At 69.9% G+C, this 21,334-nt stretch carries 18 protein-coding genes; 8 read left to right on the top strand and 10 right to left on the bottom strand.

All coding sequences use genetic code 11. The features are described 5' to 3' along the window. The first annotated feature begins 275 nt into the window (after nt 1–275). From B1H19_RS04465 to B1H19_RS04445, 5 genes are all read left to right on the top strand, one after another. Entirely contained in the window at nt 276–1,994 is a 1,719-nt protein-coding gene (locus B1H19_RS04465; RefSeq protein ID WP_159027987.1) for a thiamine pyrophosphate-binding protein, read from the top strand. A 5-nt stretch (nt 1,995–1,999) separates the two neighbouring features. Then, nucleotides 2,000–2,527: a carboxymuconolactone decarboxylase family protein gene (locus tag B1H19_RS04460; protein ID WP_159027986.1), complete on the top strand. Its 528-nt coding sequence runs from the start codon at nt 2,000–2,002 to the stop codon at nt 2,525–2,527. Between the two features lie 328 nt (nt 2,528–2,855). Next, on the top strand, nt 2,856–3,755 hold the full coding sequence (locus B1H19_RS04455; protein WP_083103210.1) for an alpha/beta hydrolase: 900 nt from the start codon (nt 2,856–2,858) through the stop codon (nt 3,753–3,755). A 56-nt stretch (nt 3,756–3,811) separates the two neighbouring features. Further along, nucleotides 3,812–4,288: a nuclear transport factor 2 family protein gene (locus tag B1H19_RS04450; RefSeq protein WP_083103208.1), complete on the top strand. Its 477-nt coding sequence runs from the start codon at nt 3,812–3,814 to the stop codon at nt 4,286–4,288. Nucleotides 4,289–4,481: 193 nt separating this feature from the next. Beyond that, entirely contained in the window at nt 4,482–5,858 is a 1,377-nt protein-coding gene (locus B1H19_RS04445; RefSeq protein WP_237289754.1) for an MFS transporter, read from the top strand. Between the two features lie 43 nt (nt 5,859–5,901). On the opposite strand, the gene B1H19_RS04440 is transcribed toward B1H19_RS04445, so the two are convergent. From B1H19_RS04440 to B1H19_RS04430, 3 genes are all read right to left on the bottom strand, one after another. Then, nucleotides 5,902–6,789 carry a LysR family transcriptional regulator gene (locus B1H19_RS04440; protein WP_083103202.1) on the bottom strand — a complete coding sequence of 296 codons (888 nt, stop codon included), beginning with the start codon at nt 6,787–6,789 and terminating at the stop codon, nt 5,902–5,904. A 223-nt stretch (nt 6,790–7,012) separates the two neighbouring features. Continuing rightward, on the bottom strand, nt 7,013–7,672 hold the full coding sequence (locus B1H19_RS04435) for a 2OG-Fe dioxygenase family protein (protein WP_237289119.1): 660 nt from the start codon (nt 7,670–7,672) through the stop codon (nt 7,013–7,015). A 329-nt stretch (nt 7,673–8,001) separates the two neighbouring features. Beyond that, nucleotides 8,002–8,577 carry a CGNR zinc finger domain-containing protein gene (locus B1H19_RS04430; RefSeq protein WP_083103197.1) on the bottom strand — a complete coding sequence of 192 codons (576 nt, stop codon included), beginning with the start codon at nt 8,575–8,577 and terminating at the stop codon, nt 8,002–8,004. Between the two features lie 103 nt (nt 8,578–8,680). On the opposite strand from B1H19_RS04430, the gene B1H19_RS04425 reads away from it, so the two are divergent. Beyond that, the gene (locus B1H19_RS04425) at nt 8,681–9,856 is read left to right on the top strand and encodes an epoxide hydrolase family protein (RefSeq protein ID WP_083103195.1); all 1,176 of its coding nucleotides are present in this window, start codon (nt 8,681–8,683) and stop codon (nt 9,854–9,856) included. A 235-nt stretch (nt 9,857–10,091) separates the two neighbouring features. Further along, nucleotides 10,092–10,634, top strand: coding sequence for a GNAT family N-acetyltransferase (locus B1H19_RS04415; protein WP_083103190.1), 543 nt, complete (start codon nt 10,092–10,094; stop codon nt 10,632–10,634). A 125-nt stretch (nt 10,635–10,759) separates the two neighbouring features. On the opposite strand, the gene B1H19_RS04410 is transcribed toward B1H19_RS04415, so the two are convergent. After that, nucleotides 10,760–11,695 carry a serine hydrolase gene (locus B1H19_RS04410; protein WP_083103187.1) on the bottom strand — a complete coding sequence of 312 codons (936 nt, stop codon included), beginning with the start codon at nt 11,693–11,695 and terminating at the stop codon, nt 10,760–10,762. Beyond that, nucleotides 11,692–12,693: a LysR family transcriptional regulator gene (locus B1H19_RS04405; RefSeq protein WP_083103185.1), complete on the bottom strand. Its 1,002-nt coding sequence runs from the start codon at nt 12,691–12,693 to the stop codon at nt 11,692–11,694. The genes B1H19_RS04410 and B1H19_RS04405 overlap by 4 nt, the downstream gene beginning before the upstream one ends. Before the next feature lie 144 nt (nt 12,694–12,837). On the opposite strand from B1H19_RS04405, the gene bla reads away from it, so the two are divergent. Then, nucleotides 12,838–13,755, top strand: coding sequence for a class A beta-lactamase (gene bla, locus B1H19_RS04400; protein ID WP_083103182.1), 918 nt, complete (start codon nt 12,838–12,840; stop codon nt 13,753–13,755). Between the two features lie 231 nt (nt 13,756–13,986). Here the strand turns inward: bla and B1H19_RS04395 are convergent, their stop codons facing one another. The 5 genes from B1H19_RS04395 to B1H19_RS04375 form a co-directional block, all read right to left on the bottom strand. Next, nucleotides 13,987–15,180 (bottom strand): AAA family ATPase, encoded by a 1,194-nt coding sequence (locus B1H19_RS04395; protein ID WP_083103180.1) that lies wholly within the window; start codon nt 15,178–15,180, stop codon nt 13,987–13,989. 200 nt (nt 15,181–15,380) lie between these two features. Further along, nucleotides 15,381–15,953 (bottom strand): pYEATS domain-containing protein, encoded by a 573-nt coding sequence (locus tag B1H19_RS04390; RefSeq protein WP_083103177.1) that lies wholly within the window; start codon nt 15,951–15,953, stop codon nt 15,381–15,383. A 139-nt stretch (nt 15,954–16,092) separates the two neighbouring features. Beyond that, nucleotides 16,093–16,530 (bottom strand): VOC family protein, encoded by a 438-nt coding sequence (locus B1H19_RS04385; protein WP_083103174.1) that lies wholly within the window; start codon nt 16,528–16,530, stop codon nt 16,093–16,095. A 203-nt stretch (nt 16,531–16,733) separates the two neighbouring features. Then, nucleotides 16,734–17,474: a class I SAM-dependent DNA methyltransferase gene (locus tag B1H19_RS04380; protein ID WP_083103171.1), complete on the bottom strand. Its 741-nt coding sequence runs from the start codon at nt 17,472–17,474 to the stop codon at nt 16,734–16,736. Between the two features lie 86 nt (nt 17,475–17,560). Next, nucleotides 17,561–21,325, bottom strand: coding sequence for a hypothetical protein (locus B1H19_RS04375; RefSeq protein ID WP_083103168.1), 3,765 nt, complete (start codon nt 21,323–21,325; stop codon nt 17,561–17,563). Between the last annotated feature and the right edge of the window lie 9 nt (nt 21,326–21,334).

Here is a 21,334-nt window from a genome sequence, read left to right as displayed (position 1 = left end):
TACGAGCGACAGCATGCACCACTCCAAGCCACACGCCCAAACCACACGCCCAAGCCACACGCCCAAGCCACACGCCCAAGCCACACGCCCAAGCCACACGCCCAAGCCACACGCCCAAACCACACGCCCAAACCGTCCTGACGAAGCACTACGAGGGAGCCTGTTGTGGATGTGATCACCGTTTTGAACACCGGGATCTGCCGGGGGAGGTGGGGTGCGTGACGTCGAGTCTGACGCCCGGTGGGCGATGCGGTGGGGCGGGGAAAGTGTTGTCGGTGTCCAGCTGGCTGGTGGACGCGTTGTGTGCCCAGGGAGTGGAGTACGTCTTCGGCGTCCCCGGCGGACCGCTGCTGTCGTTCTATGAGGAGTTGGAGAACTCCCCGGGGCTGAGGTTGGTCCTGGCCCGGCATGAGGAAGCGGCGGCCTTCATGGCGGACGGGTACGCGCAGGCGAGTGGCCGGCTGGCGGTCGTGTGTGCGACGACGGGACCGGGCGCGATGCACGCCCTGACCGGCGTCGCCAGCGCGACGAGCGACGCGATGCCGCTGCTGCTGATCACCGCGCAGACCGTGGCTTCGGCGTCCGGCCGGAGTGGACTGCAGGACAGCAGCGGCGGGAACTGGTCGGTCGATACCGTGGAGATGTTCCGGACCGCGACCAAGCTGTCGACACGGCTCGCCCATCCCGGCCAGTTGCCGTGGCTGTTCCGCCACTTGATGCGGACCATCTGGAGCGGGCGTCCCGGCGCAGCCCATCTGAGCGTGAGCTCCGACATGATGAACAGCCCCGTGCCCGACGCCTCCCTACCCCTGCCCTACCGCGCGGCGTCCACCGCACCGGATCCGGCTGCGGTGGAGTTGCTCGCGCAGAAGCTTCGACGGTCGCGGCGGCCCGTCATCCTTGCCGGGCAGGGAGCGAAGGTGTCCGGCGCGGCCGGCTCGCTGCAACAGCTTGCCCAGAGCGCGGGCATACCGGTGGCGACCACGCTGAAAGGCAAGGGCGTCTTCCCCGAAGACCACCCATGGGCACTGGGAGTGTTCGGGCTCGGCGGCGGCCCCGCCGCGTTCGACTATCTGCTCTCCCCCGAAGTGGACCTGCTGCTGGTCATCGGCAGCGGGCTGGGGGAGGCGGCCGCCAACGCCTTCGACTCCCGGCTGGTGACGGGACGCCAGGTGGTCCAGATCGACGTCGACCCGCTGCGCCTGGGCGCCGGCTGCGACCTCGACCAGCCCATCGCAGGGGACGCCGACACCGTACTGCGCGCGCTGCTGGCCGAACTGGCGGATGCTCCCACCACGCCGCGTGTCCGTGATGGTGTGCTCACCGCGGCACAGGACCGGCTCCTGGCGCGCGTTCCGGCATCCGCCCTGCAGAAGAAGGACCACGCGGTCCTCTCCGCGTCGGCCGTCGTGAGCCGGATGAGCGAGCGGCTGCCGGAGAACACCGTTCTTTATACCGACAACGGCAACTGCCTGAGCTGGGTCGGCCAGCACTACCGGTCCCGCCCCGGCGGGCAGATCCACTTCTCCTTCAACGTCGCGTCCATGGGATGCAGCACCGGGTCCGCCATCGGCGGCAAGCTCGCCCACCCGGACCGCACCGTCGTAGCGGTCACCGGCGACGCCGCTTTCGCGATGAGCGGGATGGAACTGCACACCGCGGCCGAACTCGGCCTTCCCGTCATCTGGGTCGTGCTCAACAACGGCGGCAACGCCATGGTCCTCAACATCCAGGACAGCATCTACGGCCACGGCTCCCGCTCGATGTTCGACCGCCCCATCGACACCGCAGCCATAGCCCGCGGACTCGGCGCCCAAGCCCGCACCGCGGCAGACCTGGAATCCTTCACCGAAGCCCTCAGCGAGGCGCTGGAATCCGACGGCCCCTTCCTCATCGAGGTGCACGTGGACCCTGCCGAGGTCCCCTGGGCCCTCAGCACCCGTATCACCAGCCTGCGGTCGGCCTTCGCCGACCTTCCCGCGAGCGGGTGGTGACCGCCGTGCGCCTGCCCTACCCGCGCCCCGAGGACCTCCCCGAGCCGCTGAAAACAGTGCCGCCGCTCAACCTGTTCCGCGCCTTCGGCAATGCTCCCGCCTACGCCGACGGCCTCATCAGCCTCGGACTCGCCGGCCTCGGCCGGCTCAACCTCACCCCACGCCAACGCGAACTGCTGATACTCGACACCGCGACCAGCACCGCATCCGCCTACGTGACCCAGGCCCACATCCCGCTCGGCCAGGCCGCGGGCATCACCAGCGAGCAAGCCTCCTTCATCCGACAGCAGAAGCCGCTACCGGGCCCCTTCTCGCCACAAGAAGCCGCGCTCCTGGCCGCAGGCCGTGAACTCCTCCAGGACGCCACCTGCACCGGCGACACCATCCGGCGGGCGCACCAACTCTGCGGCGCCCAGGCCGTCACCGAGACCCTCGTCCTGGTCGGCTACTACCGTCTCGTCTGCGGCCTCGCCAACGCCCTGGCCGTGGAACCAGACGGGCAATCACGTCAGATGCTTCCCTACGCCTCCTGACAGGCACATCAACTCATCGGACCCGTCGGCGAGTTAGAACATTCCCATGGCGTCTGTTTCAGGCTGACGCTGTCGTGGGGGCGGGCGGCAGGTGGCCGGCGCCGTCTCGTCTGCCCCCGGCCACCGGCTGATTTAGCCACGCTCAACGTGCCTTGAATTGTTGGACGTTGTCGGACCAAGGCGTGAGCTGCCAACGTGTCGGGGGGCAGCGAGCGAGCCGAGCTGCCCGTCCATGCACACGCTGGGCGCAGGCGCTGGCCTGCCCAGCTGCCCGGCGCGGCGGTCGACCGTCGCATGCCGTGCCCCTCCTACTTGCAAGGAGCCCGACATGCCCCTACGCGAAGAGGTCAGTTTTGCCCGTGACACGGTAAAGCTCGCCGGTCACCTCTTTCTTCCCGACACCGCGGGCGGAGACGACGCCACTCCGGTGCAGGGCGTCGTGGTCGCCGGAACCTGGACGAGCGTCAAGGAGCAGATGGCCGACCGGTACGCCGAGGAACTCGCTCGGCGCGGCTATGCCGCCCTGTCCTTCGACTTCACCGGATACGGCGAGTCGGCCGGTGAGCCGCGCGATTGCGAGTCGCCGGAGCTGAAGGTCCACGACCTGCGGGCGGCGGCCGATTACCTGACCGCGCATCCGGCGGTGGGCGACGGGCAGTTGGGCGTGCTGGGCGTGTGCGCCGGAGCGATGTACGTGAGCGCATTCGCCGCCGAGGACCCAAGGGTGCGGTCGCTTGCGCTGGTGGCGCCGTGGCTGCACGACCGTCGTATCTGCGAGGAGAACTACGGCGGCCCGGAGGGCATCGAGGCGAAGAAGGCCGCGGCGGCCGAAGCCCGGCGCAGGTACGAGGAAACCGGAGAGGTCACCTACGTGCCGGTGGTCAGCGGCAGTGACCCGGACGCGGCCATGCCTTTCGCTATCGATTTCTACCTGAACGAGGAGCGCGGCGGGATTGAGCAGTGGCCCAACCGGTTCGCCGTCATGGCCTGGACCGGGTGGCTGGGCTTCGATGCCGTCGCGATCGCGCCGCAGGTGACCGCGCCCGTGCTGCTCGTGCACAGCGAGGACGCCGCCATCCCGGACGGCGCCCGCCGCTTCCACGACAATCTCGCAGGTCCCAAGAACTTCCTGTGGACCGAAGGCACCCAGTTCGACTTCTACGACCAGGCACCCCAGGTCACCTTCGCCGCGGACGCGGCCGCCGAGCACTTCGCCCGCACCTTGTGAACACCCCACGCCCTCCGGGTACCCCCACGCCACCCCTGATAGGAGATCGCCTCACCATGTCCGAGTCCCTTGAGCCCGTCGCGTCGTCCCCGGCCGAGACCAGGATCGAGGTTGCCGAGACCTGCACCCGGATGGCCGTGCACGCCGACCGCCGTGAATGGGACCTGCTGCGCGGTCTGTTCGCCGATAAGGTGCTCCTCGACTACACCAGCCTCAACGGCGGCGAACCCGTCCAGCTCACCCCTGAGCAGATCGTCGGCGCCTGGGCGGCGACGCTCAGCGGCTATGACGCCACCCAGCACCTGATCGCCAACCAGCTGGTCCAGGTCGACGGCGACCGCGCCGTGTGCACGGCCTCCTTTCAGGCCACCCACCGCCTCGCCACTGCCCATGGGGCTCCGCTGTGGACGCTCGGCGGCGACTACCGCTGGGAACTGGCACGGGTCGGCGGTCGATGGCTGATCGACTCCGTGGTGATGACGGCGACGTGGGGCGACGGCAACAAGGACCTGCCCGCACAGGCAGCCGGCTGACCGTACGTGCCGTTGCGCCGGTGGGACCTCGCCGGCCGGCGTCCGCCCGCTTCATCGCGCCAGGGTGCGCCCCGCTGCCAGTCGACCGGTCAGCGGCGGCTCCTGACCTTCCGTCGCGGCTGCGCACCGCCGAAAATGTCTCAGGAGTGCTCTCGTGAAATCACCGCTTGAGTCCGCCCCCGTCTCCGACGCCGTGGACGCGGCTCCGGAGGCGGCGCGGGGCGGATCCCGCACGGTGCTCGGCGCCGCCCTGCTGGGTTTCTTCCTCATCTCGCTGGACGCGTTGATCGTCACCGTCGCGCTGCCCGACATCGGCCGCAGCCTGGGTGGCGGCATGTCCGGCCTGCAATGGGTGGTGGACGGCTACACGCTGCTCTTCGCCGCCCTGATGCTCTCCGCGGGCGCCCTGTCCGACCGCATTGGGGCCCGCCAGGCCTACGGCGGCGGCCTGGTGCTTTTCGCGCTGGCCTCGGCCGCGTGCGGCCTCGCGCCCCACCTCGGCGTGCTGGTGGCGGCCCGGCTGGTGCAGGGGGCCGCAGCCGCGGTGATGATGCCCGCGTCGCTGGCGCTGGTCCGTCAGGGCTTCCCCGACCAGGCCAAGCGGGCCCGGGCCATCGCCGTGTGGACCGTGGGCGGCGCGGTCGCGGTGGCGGCCGGGCCGGTGCTCGGCGGGGCGCTCTCGGCTTCCGTGGGGTGGCGGTGGATCTTCTTCGTCAACCTCCCGGCGGGCCTACTGGCGCTGGCCCTGCTCACCCGCGTGCCCGCCTCCCCACAGCTGCCCGCCCGCCTCGACGGGATCGGGCAGGTGACGGCGGTGGTCACGATGGGCGCGCTGACCTACGGCGTGATCGAGGGCGGCGACCAGGGCTACGGCCGGCCGGCCGTGGTGGTGTCGCTGCTGGTGGCCGCGGCCGCGGCGGCCGCCTTCCTGGCCGCACAGGCCAAGGGCGCACACCCCATGCTCCCGCTGGCGCTGTTCCGCTCACGGGTGGTGGCGGTGTCCTTGGTCGTCGGCTTCATGCTCAACGCCGCCTACTACGGCGGGGTGTTCCTCTTCAGCCTCTACCTCCAGCAGGAGCGCGGACAGTCCGCCCTGCACGCGGGCCTGATGTTCATCCCGATGACGGCACTGGTCGCCGTCGTCAACCTGGCCTCGGCCCAACTCGCCGCACTCTTCGGCCCACGGGTGCCGATGATCGCCGGACAACTGCTCGGAGCGGCCGGGCTGCTGGCGCTGCTCACCGTCGGGGCGCACACCCCCGTGTGGGTGGTGGCGGCGCTGATGGTGCCGGTCGGCCTCGGCGGGGCGCTGACGGTGCCGGCACTGACCGCGATGCTGCTGGACGCCGTACCCGCGGACCGGGCAGGCACCGCGGCCGCGGTGCTCAACACCGGCCGCCAGGTCGGCGGCGCGATCGCGGTAGCCGTCTTCGGAGCACTGCTGGCGGGAGCCGACACCTTCCTGGCCGGCATGCGGGGGAGCATGCTGATCGCCGCGGCCGGACTCGTACTGACTACCGGCGCGACGCTCACGCTGCCGCGGGCCGGGCGCCGGGACGCGGAGACGTGAGCCGGGCAGTGTGTCGGGTATACCGCCTGACCGGAGGTCCACATCATCGGCCGGGGGCGAACTCGTGGAGGACGCGGACGAATGTTTGGAGCTCGGCTGTCTCGCTGCCTTTCAGCCACATCGGCACGTGTTCGACGGACGGTGCATCGTCGAAACGCAGATGGACGACGTCCGGCCGGCCGTGGTACTCCGCTGCCATGGCGTTGACCGGAGTAGCTCCTTTGCCTGCCCCTACCAGCGCCAGCATTTCCGACCAGGCGACGGCAGTCGGGCCGTGAGGGACGGGTCGGCCGCCCGGTGTGCGGCGCGGGTAGTGGGCATCGAGAAAGGTCTGAGACGCACCGGCGGGCGTGATCAGCGGCACGAGGGCGAGGTCCTCCTGCGAGACTGTTTCCCGAGCCGCAAGCTCGTGCGTGACGGGCACTGCGAGGGCACGGCGATCCGAAAAGAGCACCGGACCCACGGCGAACTCGGGCCCGTCTGCGGGAAGTTCTTTGACCAGCATGTCGAGGTCGCCGTCCCGCAATGCCGTGAAGGCGGGAGTGAACGTCGCCTCCTGGATCTCGACAGTGCAGCGAGGATGGCGGGCGTGGAACTCCTCCGCGGCCAGGAGGATGAGGTCGCCGCTCCACGGTCCGGAAAAGCCGACGCGCAGCACACCGCTGAGGCCCCGGCAGGCCGCTGACGCATGGGCGACGGCCTGCTGGACTTGATGGTAGGCGGGGAGCAGCTCGGCGTGGAGTTGTCGCCCGACCGGGGTGAGGGCCACGCGACGGTTGCTGCGTTCGAACAACGCGCCGCCTATGCGACGTTCCAGCTTCTTGATCGTTTGGCTGACCCGGCCCGGCGAGACGAGGAGACGTTCAGCAGTGCGTGTGAAGTGGAGCTCTTCGGCCAGGGTCAGGAACGTCTCGATCTCATACCGCTCCACGGGAACCTCACACCTTCGGCAGCCTTGCCGCCTTCGCTCCAGGCCGCAGCTCTACCGCCGACAGTACAGGCGTTTGCGGGTCCGGTCGTCCAGCGCATTACCGGTGATCTTGCAGAGCGGCTGTGGTCTCACCGCCCGTCATCAGACGTGCGCCATAGCCGGTCTTGGCCACTTCGGCCCCTGCCGTACGACTGCTGGGGCCGAAGTGGCGAAGTGCGGCTCGTCAGGCGCCGGCGTGATGGCCCTGAACGGGGAAGTAGTCGATCAGCAGCATGTCGCGGATGCCCTGGCGCACCCCGTCCACCGGGCGTATCGCGGAGACGCCGTGGAAGACCCGGCGGTCGTCGATCACGATGGACTCGAACGCCTCGCGCAGTGTGGTGCGGTAGATCGGCCTGCGGTTCCGGTCGAAGATCTGCGACTCGCCGCCGTCGATGTCGGTGCGGCGCATCAGGACCTGGGCCACGAAGTGGTGGCCGTCTTCGTGGACTCCCTCAGGGGCCGGGAGGCGGTCGGCGTCGCGCGTCGCTGTGATACGGATCTGGTGCACTCCGACACCGCTGGTGACGGGGTCGAACTCGCCGGGAAGACGCGCCATGAAGAAGTGGATGAGGGTGTCCAGCACTCCGGATTCCAGCACGCTGTCCGACAATGGAGGGAAGGCCCGGTCCACCCCGCCGTGCAGGGAGTTGACCTCCTGCGTCTGATGGAAAACACCCGCCGGATCTGCCACGAGTTTTCCGGCTGTCCAATGGAAGGATCCATACCGTCGACGACGGTAGTCCGCCCCGTCCTTCATGTAGGAGTCGACGGGCAGATCCTCCCAGGACTCCAGAAACAGCTTGAGCTGTTCCTCGGAGTGTGCTGCCAGGTTCTGCTTCAACTCCGCTGATGGAAAACAGCGGTATGGGGCAGAGGCGTTATGGTCGGTCACTGCGGTGTTCGGCGGCTGTATCGCCTTGGTCGTCACTGTGTATTCCCCGTATCGATTGCCATGCGCGTTCAAGATTTCGCTTGCGGCCCGTGGCGGAGCGGCCCCTGGGCGTAGGTTCCGCTGAGGCTCCGGCCATGCAGAACCGAGTCCCCTACATCGTGGCGCAACGAGATCGCTCACGCGACGTCAACTCGTAGTCCTCTGCGTGGGTTTGCTCGGAGATCGCCCCGACAGGGAGGCGAAATGATCTCGCGCAACTCGTGCCATCCGGACAGCGATCACTCCGCTGATCTGGTGTTTTTGCGCTGGTTGGCATGGAAGCGCGCTTTCTTCTGACGATTCCCGCACGTGTTCATGTCGCACCATTTGCGGGTGCGGCTTTGGCTGGTGTCGAAGAAGGCGGCTTGGCAGGTTGGTGAGGCGCACAAGGCCAGTTTTCCGTCTCGTTCGCCCGCGATGATGCTGATCGCGTCGGCGGCGATCACGCTGAGGGCGTCTTCCACGCAGGAAGCCGAGCTGAGCCGCCATCGCCGCTTGCCCTCGGGCGTGAGGATGGCCGCGGCCCGGCCCTGAGCGCTGCGGTCATTGATGACGTGGACAGCGGACGCAGGGAGAGCCTCCTGGATCGCGGCCGCTGTTGCGGCGGCGTGAATCGACTCCCTCAGTTCCCGGGCGAGGCCGAGCTGGGCGGTGGTGCAGGAGTCCACGGCGAGGCCGTTCACTGCCAGCCAGTCGACGAGTCGCTGCGGCGTGGGAATGCGCTCCACAGCGGTGCCATGACGCTCCGACAGCGTCCCTGTGAAGCTCGTCGCCAGCACATTACCGAGGCGGAAGTCAGGGAACCCAGCACGCATGGAACCACCTTAGCCGGTTGCGGCGTGGCTCAGGGGACTGCTAGAACCGTCTTAGCCGGTTCACAATAGGTCGCAGCCGGTTCCGCGACGGCCAGGAGGTCCCATGCCCCGTCCGACCAGCGATGTGCAAGCATTCGAAGCCCACGCAACTGACGCTGACCTCGACGACCTGCGCGCGCGACTGGCTGCGGCGCGACTCCCGGAGGCCGAGACGGTCTACCGCGCCGCGCCCGACCCTCGCCGATGGGAACAGGGCGTTCCTCTCGCCGATCTCGTCGATGTCGTGAACTACTGGCGCACTGAGTACGACTGGCGGTCGTTCGAAAAGCGCCTCAACCAGATCGGCCAGTTCCGCACGACCATCGATGGTCTGGGAATCCACTTCCTGCACCGCCGATCCGCGCGCGCAGATGCCACTCCTCTGGTCATGACGCACGGCTGGCCGGGCAGCATTGCTGAGTTCATCGACGTAGTGGACGAGCTGGCAGATCCGAAGGATGCGGACGCGCCGGCGTTCCACGTCGTGGTCCCGTCGTTGCCCGGCTTCGGCTACAGCGACAAACCGGCCACCGCCGGGTGGGGACTCGAAAAGATCGCGGCCGCATGGGTGGAGCTGATGGGAAGGCTTGGCTACAGCAAGTTCGTAGCCCACGGCGGCGACTGGGGAGGTCCGATCACCACGGTCCTCGGCGGCAGGTTCCCGGCGCACGTTCTCGGCATCCACACAACGACCGCGCAGGCACCGCCCGGTTTGTCAACGGACGGGCTGACGGCGGCCGAGCGCACATGGACCGAGGAAACCCGCGATTTCTGGGACAGCGGCCGCGCGGCGTTCGCGAAGCAACAGGCGACCCGACCGCAGACCATCGGTTACTCGCTCGTCGACTCACCAGTCGGGCTTCTCGCCTGGATCCTGGACAAGTTCGCCGAGTGGACGGATACCGAAGACAGCCCGTTCGAGACGATTTCCATGGACAGGGTTCTGGACAACGTCACCCTGTACTGGCTGACGCGGACCGGTGCGTCGTCGGCCCGCATCTACTACGAGAGCCACCTCGCGCTCGACCCCGAACTTCGGGTCGACGTCCCGTCGGCAATCATTGTGTATCCGCACGATATCGAGAAGTGCCCGCGCCCCTGGGCACAGGAGCGGTACCGGCACATCGTCCGATGGAGGTCGGCCGAAGCCGGGGGACATTTCCCGTCGCTGGAGGTCCCCGAGTATTTCGTCAGAGATCTACAAGAGGGCCTCGCGGCAGTGCTGGCCGCTCATCGGTGAACGCGGCTGCGTGCCGGCACTCGATCACCGCCTGATCCGGCTCACTGCGGCAGAGCGGTCATCCGGCGGGCAGGAGGCATGGGGGACTTCCAGGTCCTCACCACGCGAGTAGGCCACCGCCATGTGGTGGCAGAGGGAGGAGGCGAGGACCTCCCCGGGGGCGGGGTCCAGGTCCGGTCGATGACTGCTCCGGTTATTCTGCCTCGTCCTGAACAGGCCAGGGAGGTCACCCAGCATGAGCAGCACCACGTCATCCTTTCCCGCGCGGATCGAGCTCGCGGGGGAGGGTCTCGTGCTGCGTGACTGGACGGAGGCGGACCTGGCCGCGATGCCGGAGCTGTTCGACCACCCCGACATCGCGTACTGGACGCCGATCGTCTCCCCTTTCGACGAAGCTGCCGCCCGCACACGGCTGGAGCGGGATCGGCAGCTGCGGGCGGAGGGCACGGCCATCCTGCTCGCCATCACCGTCGACGGTGGCGCACCGCTCGGTGAGGTGATGCTGCGGCGCGCCCCCGAGGGCACTGAGCTCGGCTACGCGGTTGGCCCGGCGCATCGCGGGCAGGGGTTGGCGGCGCGGGCTGTGCGGGTGATGGCCGGGTATGCCTTCGAGCAACTGGGCGTGGAGCGCGTGATCTTGGAGCTGGAGGCCGAAAACGACGCCAGCGTCGCTGTGGCCACCCGAACGGGCTTCAGTCTGCTCGACGTGCCGCTGATAAAGGGGGAGGAGAAGGGGCGGCCCTATGCCCTGCAGACGTGGGGCCTGGACCGTCCCTGATCCTCAGCCGCCGCGGCCGCGGACTTCCGTCGCTCGTCTCAGCTGGACGAGAGCGGTCTCCCGTCAAGCGGTTCTCGGCCCACCTGATGGGCGGGTGGGCCTCAGCCCTCACGGGCGGGTGGGCCTCAGCGCCGCAGGGCCTCGAAGGCCAGTCGGGCGGCGGTGCCGATGGCGAGGTCGATGTCCGGAGCCAGGTTGGCCCGGCGGTCGGAGCGGGTGAGCGCGGCGATGGCCACCCGGTGGCCGGATTCGGCCTCCACCACGCCGATCTCGTGCCGTAGGTGGAGGAAGGTCCCGGTCTTGCCGCTCACGCGGAGGGTGTCGGCCCGCAGTTCGCCGGCCAGGCGGTGGGTGAAGACCTGTAGTCCCATCAGTCGGCGGAGTTCGGCGGTAGCGGCGGGATGGGCGATGTCGTCGCGCCACACGCGCTGCAACAGGTCGACGAGTGCGTCGGCGGTGCCGGTGTTGGCGTGTGCCGGATCGAGCGTCTCGATGGTGTGCCGCCCGGTGTGGTCGTCCCGGATTGCCAGCTCCTGCGCGAGGGAGAAGTCGTTCCCGGCGGCGCCGGCGGCACAGCGGTACATGTGGTCGAGCCGGTGTCGTACCCGTACGTCGGTACAACCCCAGGTGCGCAGCTGGACGTCGACCTCCTCGACGGGGACGAGGTCGAACAGGGCGTCGCCGCTGGCGTTGTCGCTCACCGAGAGCATCAGGTAGACCAGGTCACCGACGGCCACGGTGGCCGGGTGGCGGAAGGCCGCCAGTCCGGTGGGGCCGACGCTGCCGGTGGCCGGGTCGACCGTCACGGGGCGAGCCGCGTCCAGCGTCCCGGTCGCGATGTGGTGCAGGACGACCAGGGCGAGGGGGACCTTGACCACCGAGGCGAGCGGTATGGCGTCGTGAACGTCGAAGCCGAGTTGTTCTCCGGTGTCGATGCTGCGGGCGAGGAACGAACCGTGAACGCCCAGGGCCGCCCAGTCGGCGGCGATGGCCTCGGAGACGTCGAGGAGCGCGAGGTCGGAGGCGACGCACGACGGCCGGTTCGCGCGGGCCCGGCTCATCCGCGGGCCGCCAGACGGGACGGGGCGTCGTGGTCCGCGGCCCGGGACGCTGCGGTGACCGGCGCCGCGGTCGGCGTGGCGCCGACCGCGGATGCCAACAGGGCGACCAGCCAGTCCGGCATGCGCGCCACGTTCGGCTGGCGGCGGGTCGTGCCGGGGTCGTACCCCCGGTGGAGCGAGGTGTCGGCGAGCGGGGCCCAACTCGCCCCGTGCCGCCGCGCGAAGGGCTCGGAACACAGCAGCGCCACCCGGCCGGCGAGCATCTCCGCAAGCGCCCCGGCGATCGCTCCGGCCGGGCGGATGCGCCCTACCGGCAGCCCGGAGCGGGCGGCCGCCCGGCTCAGCCGGTCCTGGCCGTGGGGGACGCAATCCTCCGCCGTGGTGAGGATCGGCAGCGCGCTCGGTGCGCCGCGGTCGCGTCGGGGTCGTAGGTCCTCCAGATGGACCGCGCGGGGGCGCGGGTGCCGGGCCCCGGCCGGTGCCGGAGGCGCATCGTCGAGCGTGCCGGAGGGTGTCGCGGTGGCCAGGCCGAGGGGTACGCGCAGCGCGGCGTCCTCAGGGGCGACGCGCAGCAACGCATAGGCCAGGGAACCGTCGGCCAGACCGGACTCCCGCTCGCCCGGCGGCAGTTCACGTACGCCGAGCGGAATGCCGTGCTCGGTGCCGGCGCGGATGATCCGGGCCAGCGCGGCGGGATGGCAGGCCGCGGGCACCGCCACGGTACGTACCGCCGAGCAGCGGGCCGATTCGGCGATCTGCCACAGCCGCTCCGCGCGGTCCAGGACGTCTTGGGCGTACGGCAGCAGAAGGACGCCGAAGTCGGTGGTCGTGACCTGGCGCCGCGAGCGGTCGAACAGCAGCCCGCCGTAATGCTCCTCAAGGGTCTTGATGCGTCGGCTCAGCAGCGGTTGGGCGATGCCGAGGCGGTCGGCGGCACGCGAGAAGCTCGCCTCGTCGACGGCTGCGACGTACGCCTCGAGGTGCGCTAGGAGGTCCATTCAGCTTTCATATCAATAAGTTATGACGCGCTCAATGTTCACTCTTGGACATGGGTGGCCTCCGGCTGTTTCGCTGTCCCTCGTCGAGGGCCCGCGACGGATACGCCAGTTGTTGACGACGAACCACCCGGGAGACCTGTGCCCATGACCAGTGCAACCCCCACACCCCTGCCGCGGCGCGGCGTGTTCAAGGCCGGCCTTGCCCTGTCGACGGCCGCGATCCTGCCGGCCGTCGTGCCTCCCCACGCCTCTGCCGCCCCCGGACCGCGCGGTACCGAGGCTACCCTGCGGGACCTGGAGAGGCAGTACGGCGCGCGCCTCGGCGTGTTCGCCCGCAACGTCCGCAACGGCCGGGTCGTGGCCCACCGGGCGGGGGAGCGGTTCGCGATGTGCTCGACGTTCAAGACGTTCGCCGCTGCTGCCGTCCTGCGTGAACACGGCCGCTGTGCGCCGCTGGACAAGGTGATCCACTACCCGGCTCGGGACATTCTGCCCAACTCGCCGATCACCGAACAGCACGTGGACACCGGCATGACGGTGGGCGCCCTGTGCGCGGCCGCGATCCGCTACAGCGACAACGCCGCGGGAAACCTCCTGCTGCGGCAGACCGGCGGCCCCGGCGGCCTCACCGACTTCTTCCGGTCGATCGGCGATCCGGTGAGCCGACTCGACCGCTGGGAGACCGACCTGAACGCCGCCGTCCCCGGCGACCCCCGTGACACGACCACGCCCCAGGCCATCGGCCGGAGCCTGGAACGGGTGACGCTGGGCCGGGCGCTGGACGAGGCGGGCCGCAGGCACCTCGTCACCTGGCTGAAGGGCAACACCACCAGCGGCGAACGGTTCCGTGCCGGGCTGCCGGGTGACTGGATCGTCGCGGACAAGACGGGCACCGGCGACTACGCCAGTGCCAACGACATCGGCGTCGCCTGGACGACCGAGAAGACGCCGATCGTCCTGGTCGTGCTGTCGTCCAAGCCCGCCCGGGACGCGACCGTGGACAACGCACTGATCGCGGACGCGGCTCGGGTGCTCGCCCGGGCCCTGGCCCCTGGGGAATGAACTCCCCTACCTCTCCGTGCCGTTCGTCACTCGGACGGTGACCGGCGCGCGGCCGGGGGAGCGGCACCGCGCCGCGGCCGGGGGAGCAGGACCGGCGCGCGCGGCGACCGGCCCGGCTCCCCCCCCGGCCGTGCACCTGCGGTCAACGACGGGCCGGCGGCGACCACCGTCGTCCCGTCCTCCCCGTCAACTGCCCGAAAACCCCGCCCTCCTGACGGCTGCGGGAAGAATTCACGAGGTGCTCAGCCCCGGCAGGGCGACATCGGCGAGGACCGCGTCGGCTACCTGCTCGACGGTGTGCCCATCGGTGTCGATGCGCACCTCACCGATGCCGGCATCTTCCAGGGCGGCGGCCGATGCCACCGCATGGTCGGCGATACGGAGAAGTTGCGGGGTGGACTGCCCTCGCAGCGGGTCGCCCGGCTGCGCCCAACTGCCGCCCCTGCCACGGAGCATGACGCGCTGTGTCAGCTGCTCCCGTCCGGCGTGCAGTCGGCACAGCGTGAGCTCCGCCGCAGGCAGCGCATCGGCGTACGCCGTGACCTCGGACCGGTCTTCCACCGGGCCGGTCGTGATCAAGCACTGGGCTCCGGCAGCACGGTAACTCCGCCACACAGCAGAAAGGTTGCGGGCCTTGGCACGGTGATTGCCGGGATCACCGCCCGGAACGGGGCGGCAGAAACCGAGCTGGTCGAGGTCGAGATATGCCGCGGTGATTCCGGCGCGCAGCACCCTGCGGTAGACCTCGAAGCCGACCGTCGACTTGCCGACACCGGTAGCGCCGCACAGCCACAGAACAGGTCCCTCGACGCCCGGCGACACCCGTGCCGAGGTGCGGCTCAGGTCCGGGGCGCGGTCCGCTGCGACCGCGGTCGACGCGAGTGTGTCGACCGACCCGCCCGGAGCAAGGGTGGGCCACCCGCAGGTTCGTTCCCTGACGCGCCGTGCCACTTCGTTCACCGTCAGATCGCTGGTGTCGACGCAGGCATGTGCGAAGGTGCCGGCATCCAAGGAGTCGGCTTCACGCAACACCTCGTCGATGAGCTCGGCAGGCCCTCCGCGGTCGGTGAACCGCTGCCGCAGCACATCCCGGTCAGCGCGCAGTCGGCACACCGTCACCGCGGCTTGCGGCATCTGGTCGATGAGCACTCCCTGTCCGGAATCGACGACGCCGGAGACGATGAGACACCGTGTGCCGGCCGCCCGGAAACCGGCCACCACCGCATCGAGATTGCGTGCCTTCATACGATGCCGACCCGGATCCGCCGCGGGCTCGGGGTAGCAGATGCCCAACTGGTCGATGTCGACGAATGCGGTCTCGATCCCGGCCTGTGCGAGATCGGAGTACAACGCCCAGGCGACCGTGGTCTTCCCGACTCCCGGCGGGCCGCAGAGCCACAGCACGGGGAGCACGGCGCCGCTCACCGGTTCGCCGCCGGACCCGGGTAACAGATCGTGAGTTCCGCGCCGGCTCGTTCGAGGAGAGACATGGCCCGGATTCTCGCGATCGCGCGCCTGCCTGTCGACGCAATTTGGTTCTGCGGCGTTCCGTGCGACCGGCTTTCCGTCCCGACGAGAACACGGCCCCGGACCTCGGGTTCGCGTCCCGAGGAAACGGGTCGCGGTCAGAAATTCAGATACCGCTCCAGTCGGGTGGGCTCGCTGCTGCCCTTCACATAGACGTCGGCCGTCAGGTTGAACGTCCCCCAGGCCGCCGTGGTGAGCTCGAAGCCGGTCGAGCGATTTGTGACGACGCGGTCGGGGTCCCGGAACGTCGGGTGCAGGTGGTAGACGACCTTGTCGACACGGTCGAGATCGGAATCCGTGTCGCCCTCAAGGGCAATGCGGAGCCGGAAGTACAGGTAGCCGTTGCGGTCGACTGCGCTGTCGCGCTGCGCGCTGTGAACCAGGTGAACGCTGGGAGCGGCATCGGGCGGGGCCTCGGCCGGTTCGGCAAGCGGCGGCGGCACTTGAGGAACGGGCTGCGCGCCCGGCTGGGGCTCGACACCGACCGGCGTCTGCGGGGACGAGGGTCCGAGCTTTATCCCCGATGCCCCGGCCTCGAAGGAGTCGCCGCCCTCGACCCGGCTGTTGATCGCCTCGATGAGTCTGCCCAACCCGGCGCGGAACTTGAACGCGAGGGCCAGCACCACGATCGGCCAGATCAAACTCTGGAAAAAGGGTATCCAGTCCTTCATCTTGCCCCCAGGTACCCCGCCCAGCTCGGCGGACCGCCAACGCAGTCTCTCACCGGGCTTGTACGCCTCGCCACACACTCTGCACGGGCCGAAAAACTGATCGTCAAAACGCTTTGGTCAGCAGACCGGCGCGAGGGGCTCACCCGGGGTGCTGGTCGCCCTGCGATTCGTGCAAGGAGGGGGCATAGGAGATCCCGACGATCAGGCCGTCCGCCGTGAGAAGTCTGGCCACCGTCTGGCCCCACGGCTCGGTGCGGGCCTGGTGCACCAGCTCGAAGCCCGCGCGCTGAAGCTCGGCACCGGCGGCTGTGACCGCTTCCGCGTTCGCCACCTCGAACTCGATCGATGCCTGCGGGACCACCCGGTCGGTGGGCCACTGGGCCGTGCCGAAGCATGCCTCGGCTGCCTCGGAGAGCGGCCACAGGCCGAAGTGCTTGCTGCCGGCGACGTTCCCGCTGGAGTAGTAGCCGTTGCCTTCCCCCTCCAGCGGGAGGTCAAGAGTTTCGATGAACAACTTGCGGCTCACCGGCGGGTCGGCGACGACCACCGCCACGCTCGTGAGGAAGAGAACGTCCATGCCGGTGGTGGCACTCCCTGCTGCGACTGGACTGCGACTGGACTGTGAGGGCCGGAGATTCGGCCTCGTTTGCACCGCTTTCGGCGACCTGATCCCGCTCAACCTATCCGCTCGCTCTCCAGGGCCGAGACGCCCGCGCCAACACCGGCCTTGAGCCACCCGATCGGGCGGAGTGCGACGCCCCAGGCCGGTGCCCGGCCGCCTCAGGCCGGTTTGCGCCACACGGAGATGTGTTTCGTGGAGTCCTGGGTGAAGGGCGCCCCGTCCCAGTCCGCGACGCGGCGTTCCAGATCGAGTCCCGCGATCCGTGCCATGAGGTCGAGCTCCGCCGGCCAGGCGTACCGGTGCCGGGAGTGGCCGCGGCGGTAGCGGCCGTCGTCGCCGTCGCGGGTGAGGTGGTGGGAGACGAGGATCTGCTCGACCAGGTCGAAGGTGTCGAAGCCGAGATGCCGCTCGGAGACGTCGAACGGCACCGCGACCTGCCCGGGCGGCAGGAACCGCAGCGGCGGCACGCCCAGTTCGATGACGAATCGGCCGCCGGGCGCCAGATGGCGTGCGGCGTTGCGGAAGCATTCGACCTGTTCGTCCTGTGTGAGCAGGTTCGTGATCGTGTTGTAGACGAGGTAGACCAGGGTGAACTCGCCGGGGACGGTGGTGGTGGCCATGTCTCCGAGGGTGACCGGGAGCGTGTCCTGGTCGATCTTGCGGCGCAGGACTGCTGCCATGTGCTCGGACAGCTCGATGCCGACGACCGGCACGCCGCGCTCCCGGAGGGGGACGCCCACGCGTCCGGTTCCGATGGCGAACTCCAACGCCCGGCCGTCGCCGGCGAGTTCGGCGAGAAAGGCGAGAGTCGGTCCGAGAACGGCGGCCGAGGACATCTCGCTCTCCTCGGTGTCGTAGCGGTCGGCGGTCGCACGGTTCCACAGCTCACTGCTCGTCACGTCACTGCTCGTCACGGGCGACCACTTTGCCGGGTGGGCCGGGCGCTGTCGCGTCATTTTCCCTCCACCGAGCTGTGAACACGCGGTCAGTGGGCCCCAGGGCGGAACCGCTGCCACGCTTGGGTGAACAGCTGCGGGACGGGTACGTGCGGCACGACGGCGGCATGGGCGGCCGAACGCCCCTCCGCGGCCGCCGGCAACAGCGGCAGCTTGATTGCCTCCAGCGGGAGTCGTGGTTTCTTCAACGCGACCCACGCGCCCGGAAGGAACAGTGAGCGTCCGGCCCGGGCTCGCTTGGCGCGCACGACCAGGCCGGCAGCTCCGGGGAGTGCGTCCTGCAGCGCCTTGAGCCGGGGTGGCTTCCAGCCGGTCCACTCCCGCACGTTCTTGTCCGTGGGGTCCGGCAGGGCCGCCAACATGAGATAGAGCGCGGCGGCGTCCTCGGAGAGCTGCAGTTCTCCGGCGGCTTCCGCGACCAGATCGGGAACGGAACGGCGCGGGTCCTGCTCCCAGCCGGCTGTGCGAGCGGCGTCCGCGGCCAGATGCTCGGCCAGTGCGGCGAAGCCCCCTGCCAGCAGCATCCGTAGGTCCACCACCGCCGGCAGTCCGCCCGGTCCGGGATACCACCGGGCCCGCTCGGGCAGATCGAGATAGTCGTCCAGCGCGTCGAGGACGCCGCTTGCGGGGCCGTACCGGCCTTCCGCGGTGAGCAGCGCTCCCGGTCGTACGTGGACCCTGTCGAGGGAATGGCCCAGCGGGTCGGCTTCGACGGACACGCCTTCCAGACCCTTGAGGTTGATTAGCTCAAGGCTGTACGAGCGCGGCACGGCGAAGACCTCGACCGGCACCTTGCGGCTCTCGCCTTCGCACACCGCCGCATGCATCCGGGCGCAGGCAGCCCCGATGGCCGGGCGCAGCGGATGCCCGGCGGGCGTGCGGTAGGCAAGCCAGGCGGCCATCCGCGCCGCCGCGGTCGGCACCGGCGCGGCGAGCAGCCCGGAGAGGTCGTCGGTGAGCAGATCAGTGCCTCGGGCGACGGTACGAGCGAGCACGGCCGGCCCGACGCGAGGCCGATACGGGTGCTTGGTGGCACCCGGGCGCTCCTGCCGGACGGGGGCGACGGTGGTGTCGGGCGCGATGAACTCCTCGTCGGCGCGGTACAGAAGGTCTTCCGGGACGTGCGGCAGTCGGCCGAATGTTCCCTCCCACCAGAGCGCGCCGCGCTCCACGTCGGGGCCATGCGTCCACAACCGCTCGGGGTCGTCGGGAAGCAGCCGCTCGAAGAGGGTGGTGCGGTGCTTTTCGGAGAGCCCGGCGAGGAGATCGTCGCCGACGACGGAGCCCTTGCCCAGGTCCCAGGCGGCGAGTTCTCCCTCGTCGAACGACTTCCAGTAGCGGGGCCAGCCACCCACGGAGCCGTAACTGAGATCCGTCACCGGACGGCCGGTCAGCAGCTTGGCCGCCTCGCAGCGGGTGAGGCCGGTGCGTTCGGCGAAGGCAACGGCGAGTTCGGGACGGGCCGGCGGGGCGCCGCGTTCGCGGAGCAGCGCGACGAACCGCTCCAGCCAGGCGTGGTCCCGGAGCGGTGGCGGGAACCGCTCCGCACGATGCTCGGCACCGCCCGCGGCCATCGGCCCGTCCACCGGGAACCGGCCGTCCGGGGCGTACTCCAGCACGGGCCGGGAGGCTCCCCGGTAGGGCGTTTCGAGGAAGACGGCGACGGACGACTCCGTACGGACGGCGAACCCACCGGTCAGCCACGGGTTGGGAGTCTCGTGAGGGAGGGTTGCGTAGGTGATCCGCCACCGACCGGTCGGGTCCGTGTAGGGGCCGGCCGCATAGTCGTGCACCGCGTCGGCCAGGATCGTGTGGCGCCGCGAGTCGATGCCCGGCGCGGCCGCATGGAGCAGGAGCCCCGGTAGGCGGTGGGGATGTTGCACCTGCTGGGGCAGGCCGTAGAGGAAGCCGCTCAACGTGGCCGTGGGCCGACCCCAGTCCCCACCCCATGGCTTGCGGTCGACAAGGGCGGTCAGCTGGGCGGCGAGTCGCGTGAACGGGCCGACGACGACGGGCTTGGGCGCCTCCGGCGGGGACGGTTCCGCACCTGCGATCTCGGCCAGCTTGCGCTGTGCCAGACGGCAGGACGAGGCAAGGAGGACATCGCGGACCGCGCCGTCCAGGGCGGCAGCGGGTAGCTCAGGCAGCGCTTCGGCGATGCGGCGTCGGGTGTCCGCGTCCGTGTGGCTGGGGTCGGTGCCGTCCAGCAGCGTGGCGACGGCGGCCGTGTCGAGTGCGGCGCCGCCCTCCGGCATACGGCCACGCAGCGCGTCAGCGAGTTTCCCTGCGGTGTCGATGAGGGCGATGCGGCGGGCCGCCCCGATGCAGAGCGGCCTCGCGGCCGCCGCCCGGACCGGCCGCAGTCGGCCGAGCAGCTCGCTCAGGCGTTGCAGGGTGCCGGACTCCGCCTCCGTGGCCCGCGCCATGAACCATTCGGCCAGCACGGCGAGCCCACGCGGATGGTCGAGCACGTCAGGCAGACTGCCCCGCCCTTCCCGGGAATCCATCAGGCCGTGCGAGGTCGACAGCCTGTCCGCGAGCCACGCCCGGAATTCCCGGTGGAAACGCGGATCGGCGAAGAACGCGGAGAGGTCCCGACCGCCGACGACCAGCCGGTCGTAGGAGCGCTCGCCGAGCCGAGGGGACGGATCGGCCACCGGGATGTGGAGGGAGAGCAGGTGGTCGATGACGTCCAACGACATCGTGGACCACTTCCCGCTGCTGGTGCCGGGCTCCACGGGCACAGCGTCGGCGACGAGCCGTGCCGCCATGCGGTGGATCAGCTCCGGCAACTCCGTCGGGAACGCGTTCGACCAGTGCTGGAGGCATGCGCTGAGCCAGCGCGCGGGCATGCCCACGGGCAGGATCGGGTTCTCGGTCTCCGTCAGCGCGGACAGCGTGCCCGTTCGCTCCAGGATCTGCCACCACACGTCCCGGTCGCCGTACAGCATGGTGTGCGCCGCCAGCACCTGCGCGACCGCCGGAGCGTGTTGCGCCAGCAATTCCAGGGCCTTGCCCTTGAGGCAGTCCTTCCAGAAGCCGTCGGGGACCCCCTGGGTGTAAGGGCCGTACGAGAGCGCGTAGACGGCAAAGGGCAATGTCCGGCGCAGGAGTTCGGCCGTTTCCTCGCCGGCGTCCAGACCGGCGGCCGTGGCGAGCTTGCGCACGTCCGGGATCATTCCGGCGTACGGAAGGTGTCCGGCATCGACGCGACGCACCAGCGCGTCACGGAACCGGAAGAACGCCTGGGTGGGGAGTCTTGACCCGGCCAGGGTCCTGGCCGTGGACCGGATGTCCGCCACCGGCGCGCCACCGTCGGTCACTTGACGGAGGAAGTCTTCGCTCAGACCGCGGTCGAGCCCTGCTTCGGCAGGTCTCCCGAGCCGTTCCGCCCCCAGCACATGCCCCGGCACATTCGGACCATGACCCGCTCGCCAGATCTCCGGGAAGACGAAGAACTCCGGTTTGCCCAGGCGCTCGGCGGCGGGGCTGGTGTGCGCGATCAGCAGCCTGGCCAGCCGCTGCCCCTCCGACCGCGCGAACGCGCTGACCTCGCTCTCCCGCAGCCGGTCACCCCGCGCATCCACCCAGATCAGTGGGCCGAGATCCAGCCCCTGTTCTCGGTAGATGGACGGGGACAAGCGGCCCGGAACGATGAAGGAGATACGCGCCTCGATCTGTCGGCCGTCCTCCGAGATCGGCAGCGCCACATGGCGACCCAGCACCCGAAAGCCGCCGGAACGCTGTCCCCGGGCCAGCCGCTCGCGCCAATGCTCGTCGAGACCGAGCACCACATGATCGGT

The organism is Streptomyces gilvosporeus (assembly GCF_002082195.1).
Lineage (GTDB): Bacteria > Actinomycetota > Actinomycetes > Streptomycetales > Streptomycetaceae > Streptomyces > Streptomyces gilvosporeus.
The sequence above is the reverse complement of the archived record's forward strand: the minus strand, read 5'-3'. Positions and strand labels throughout refer to the sequence as shown.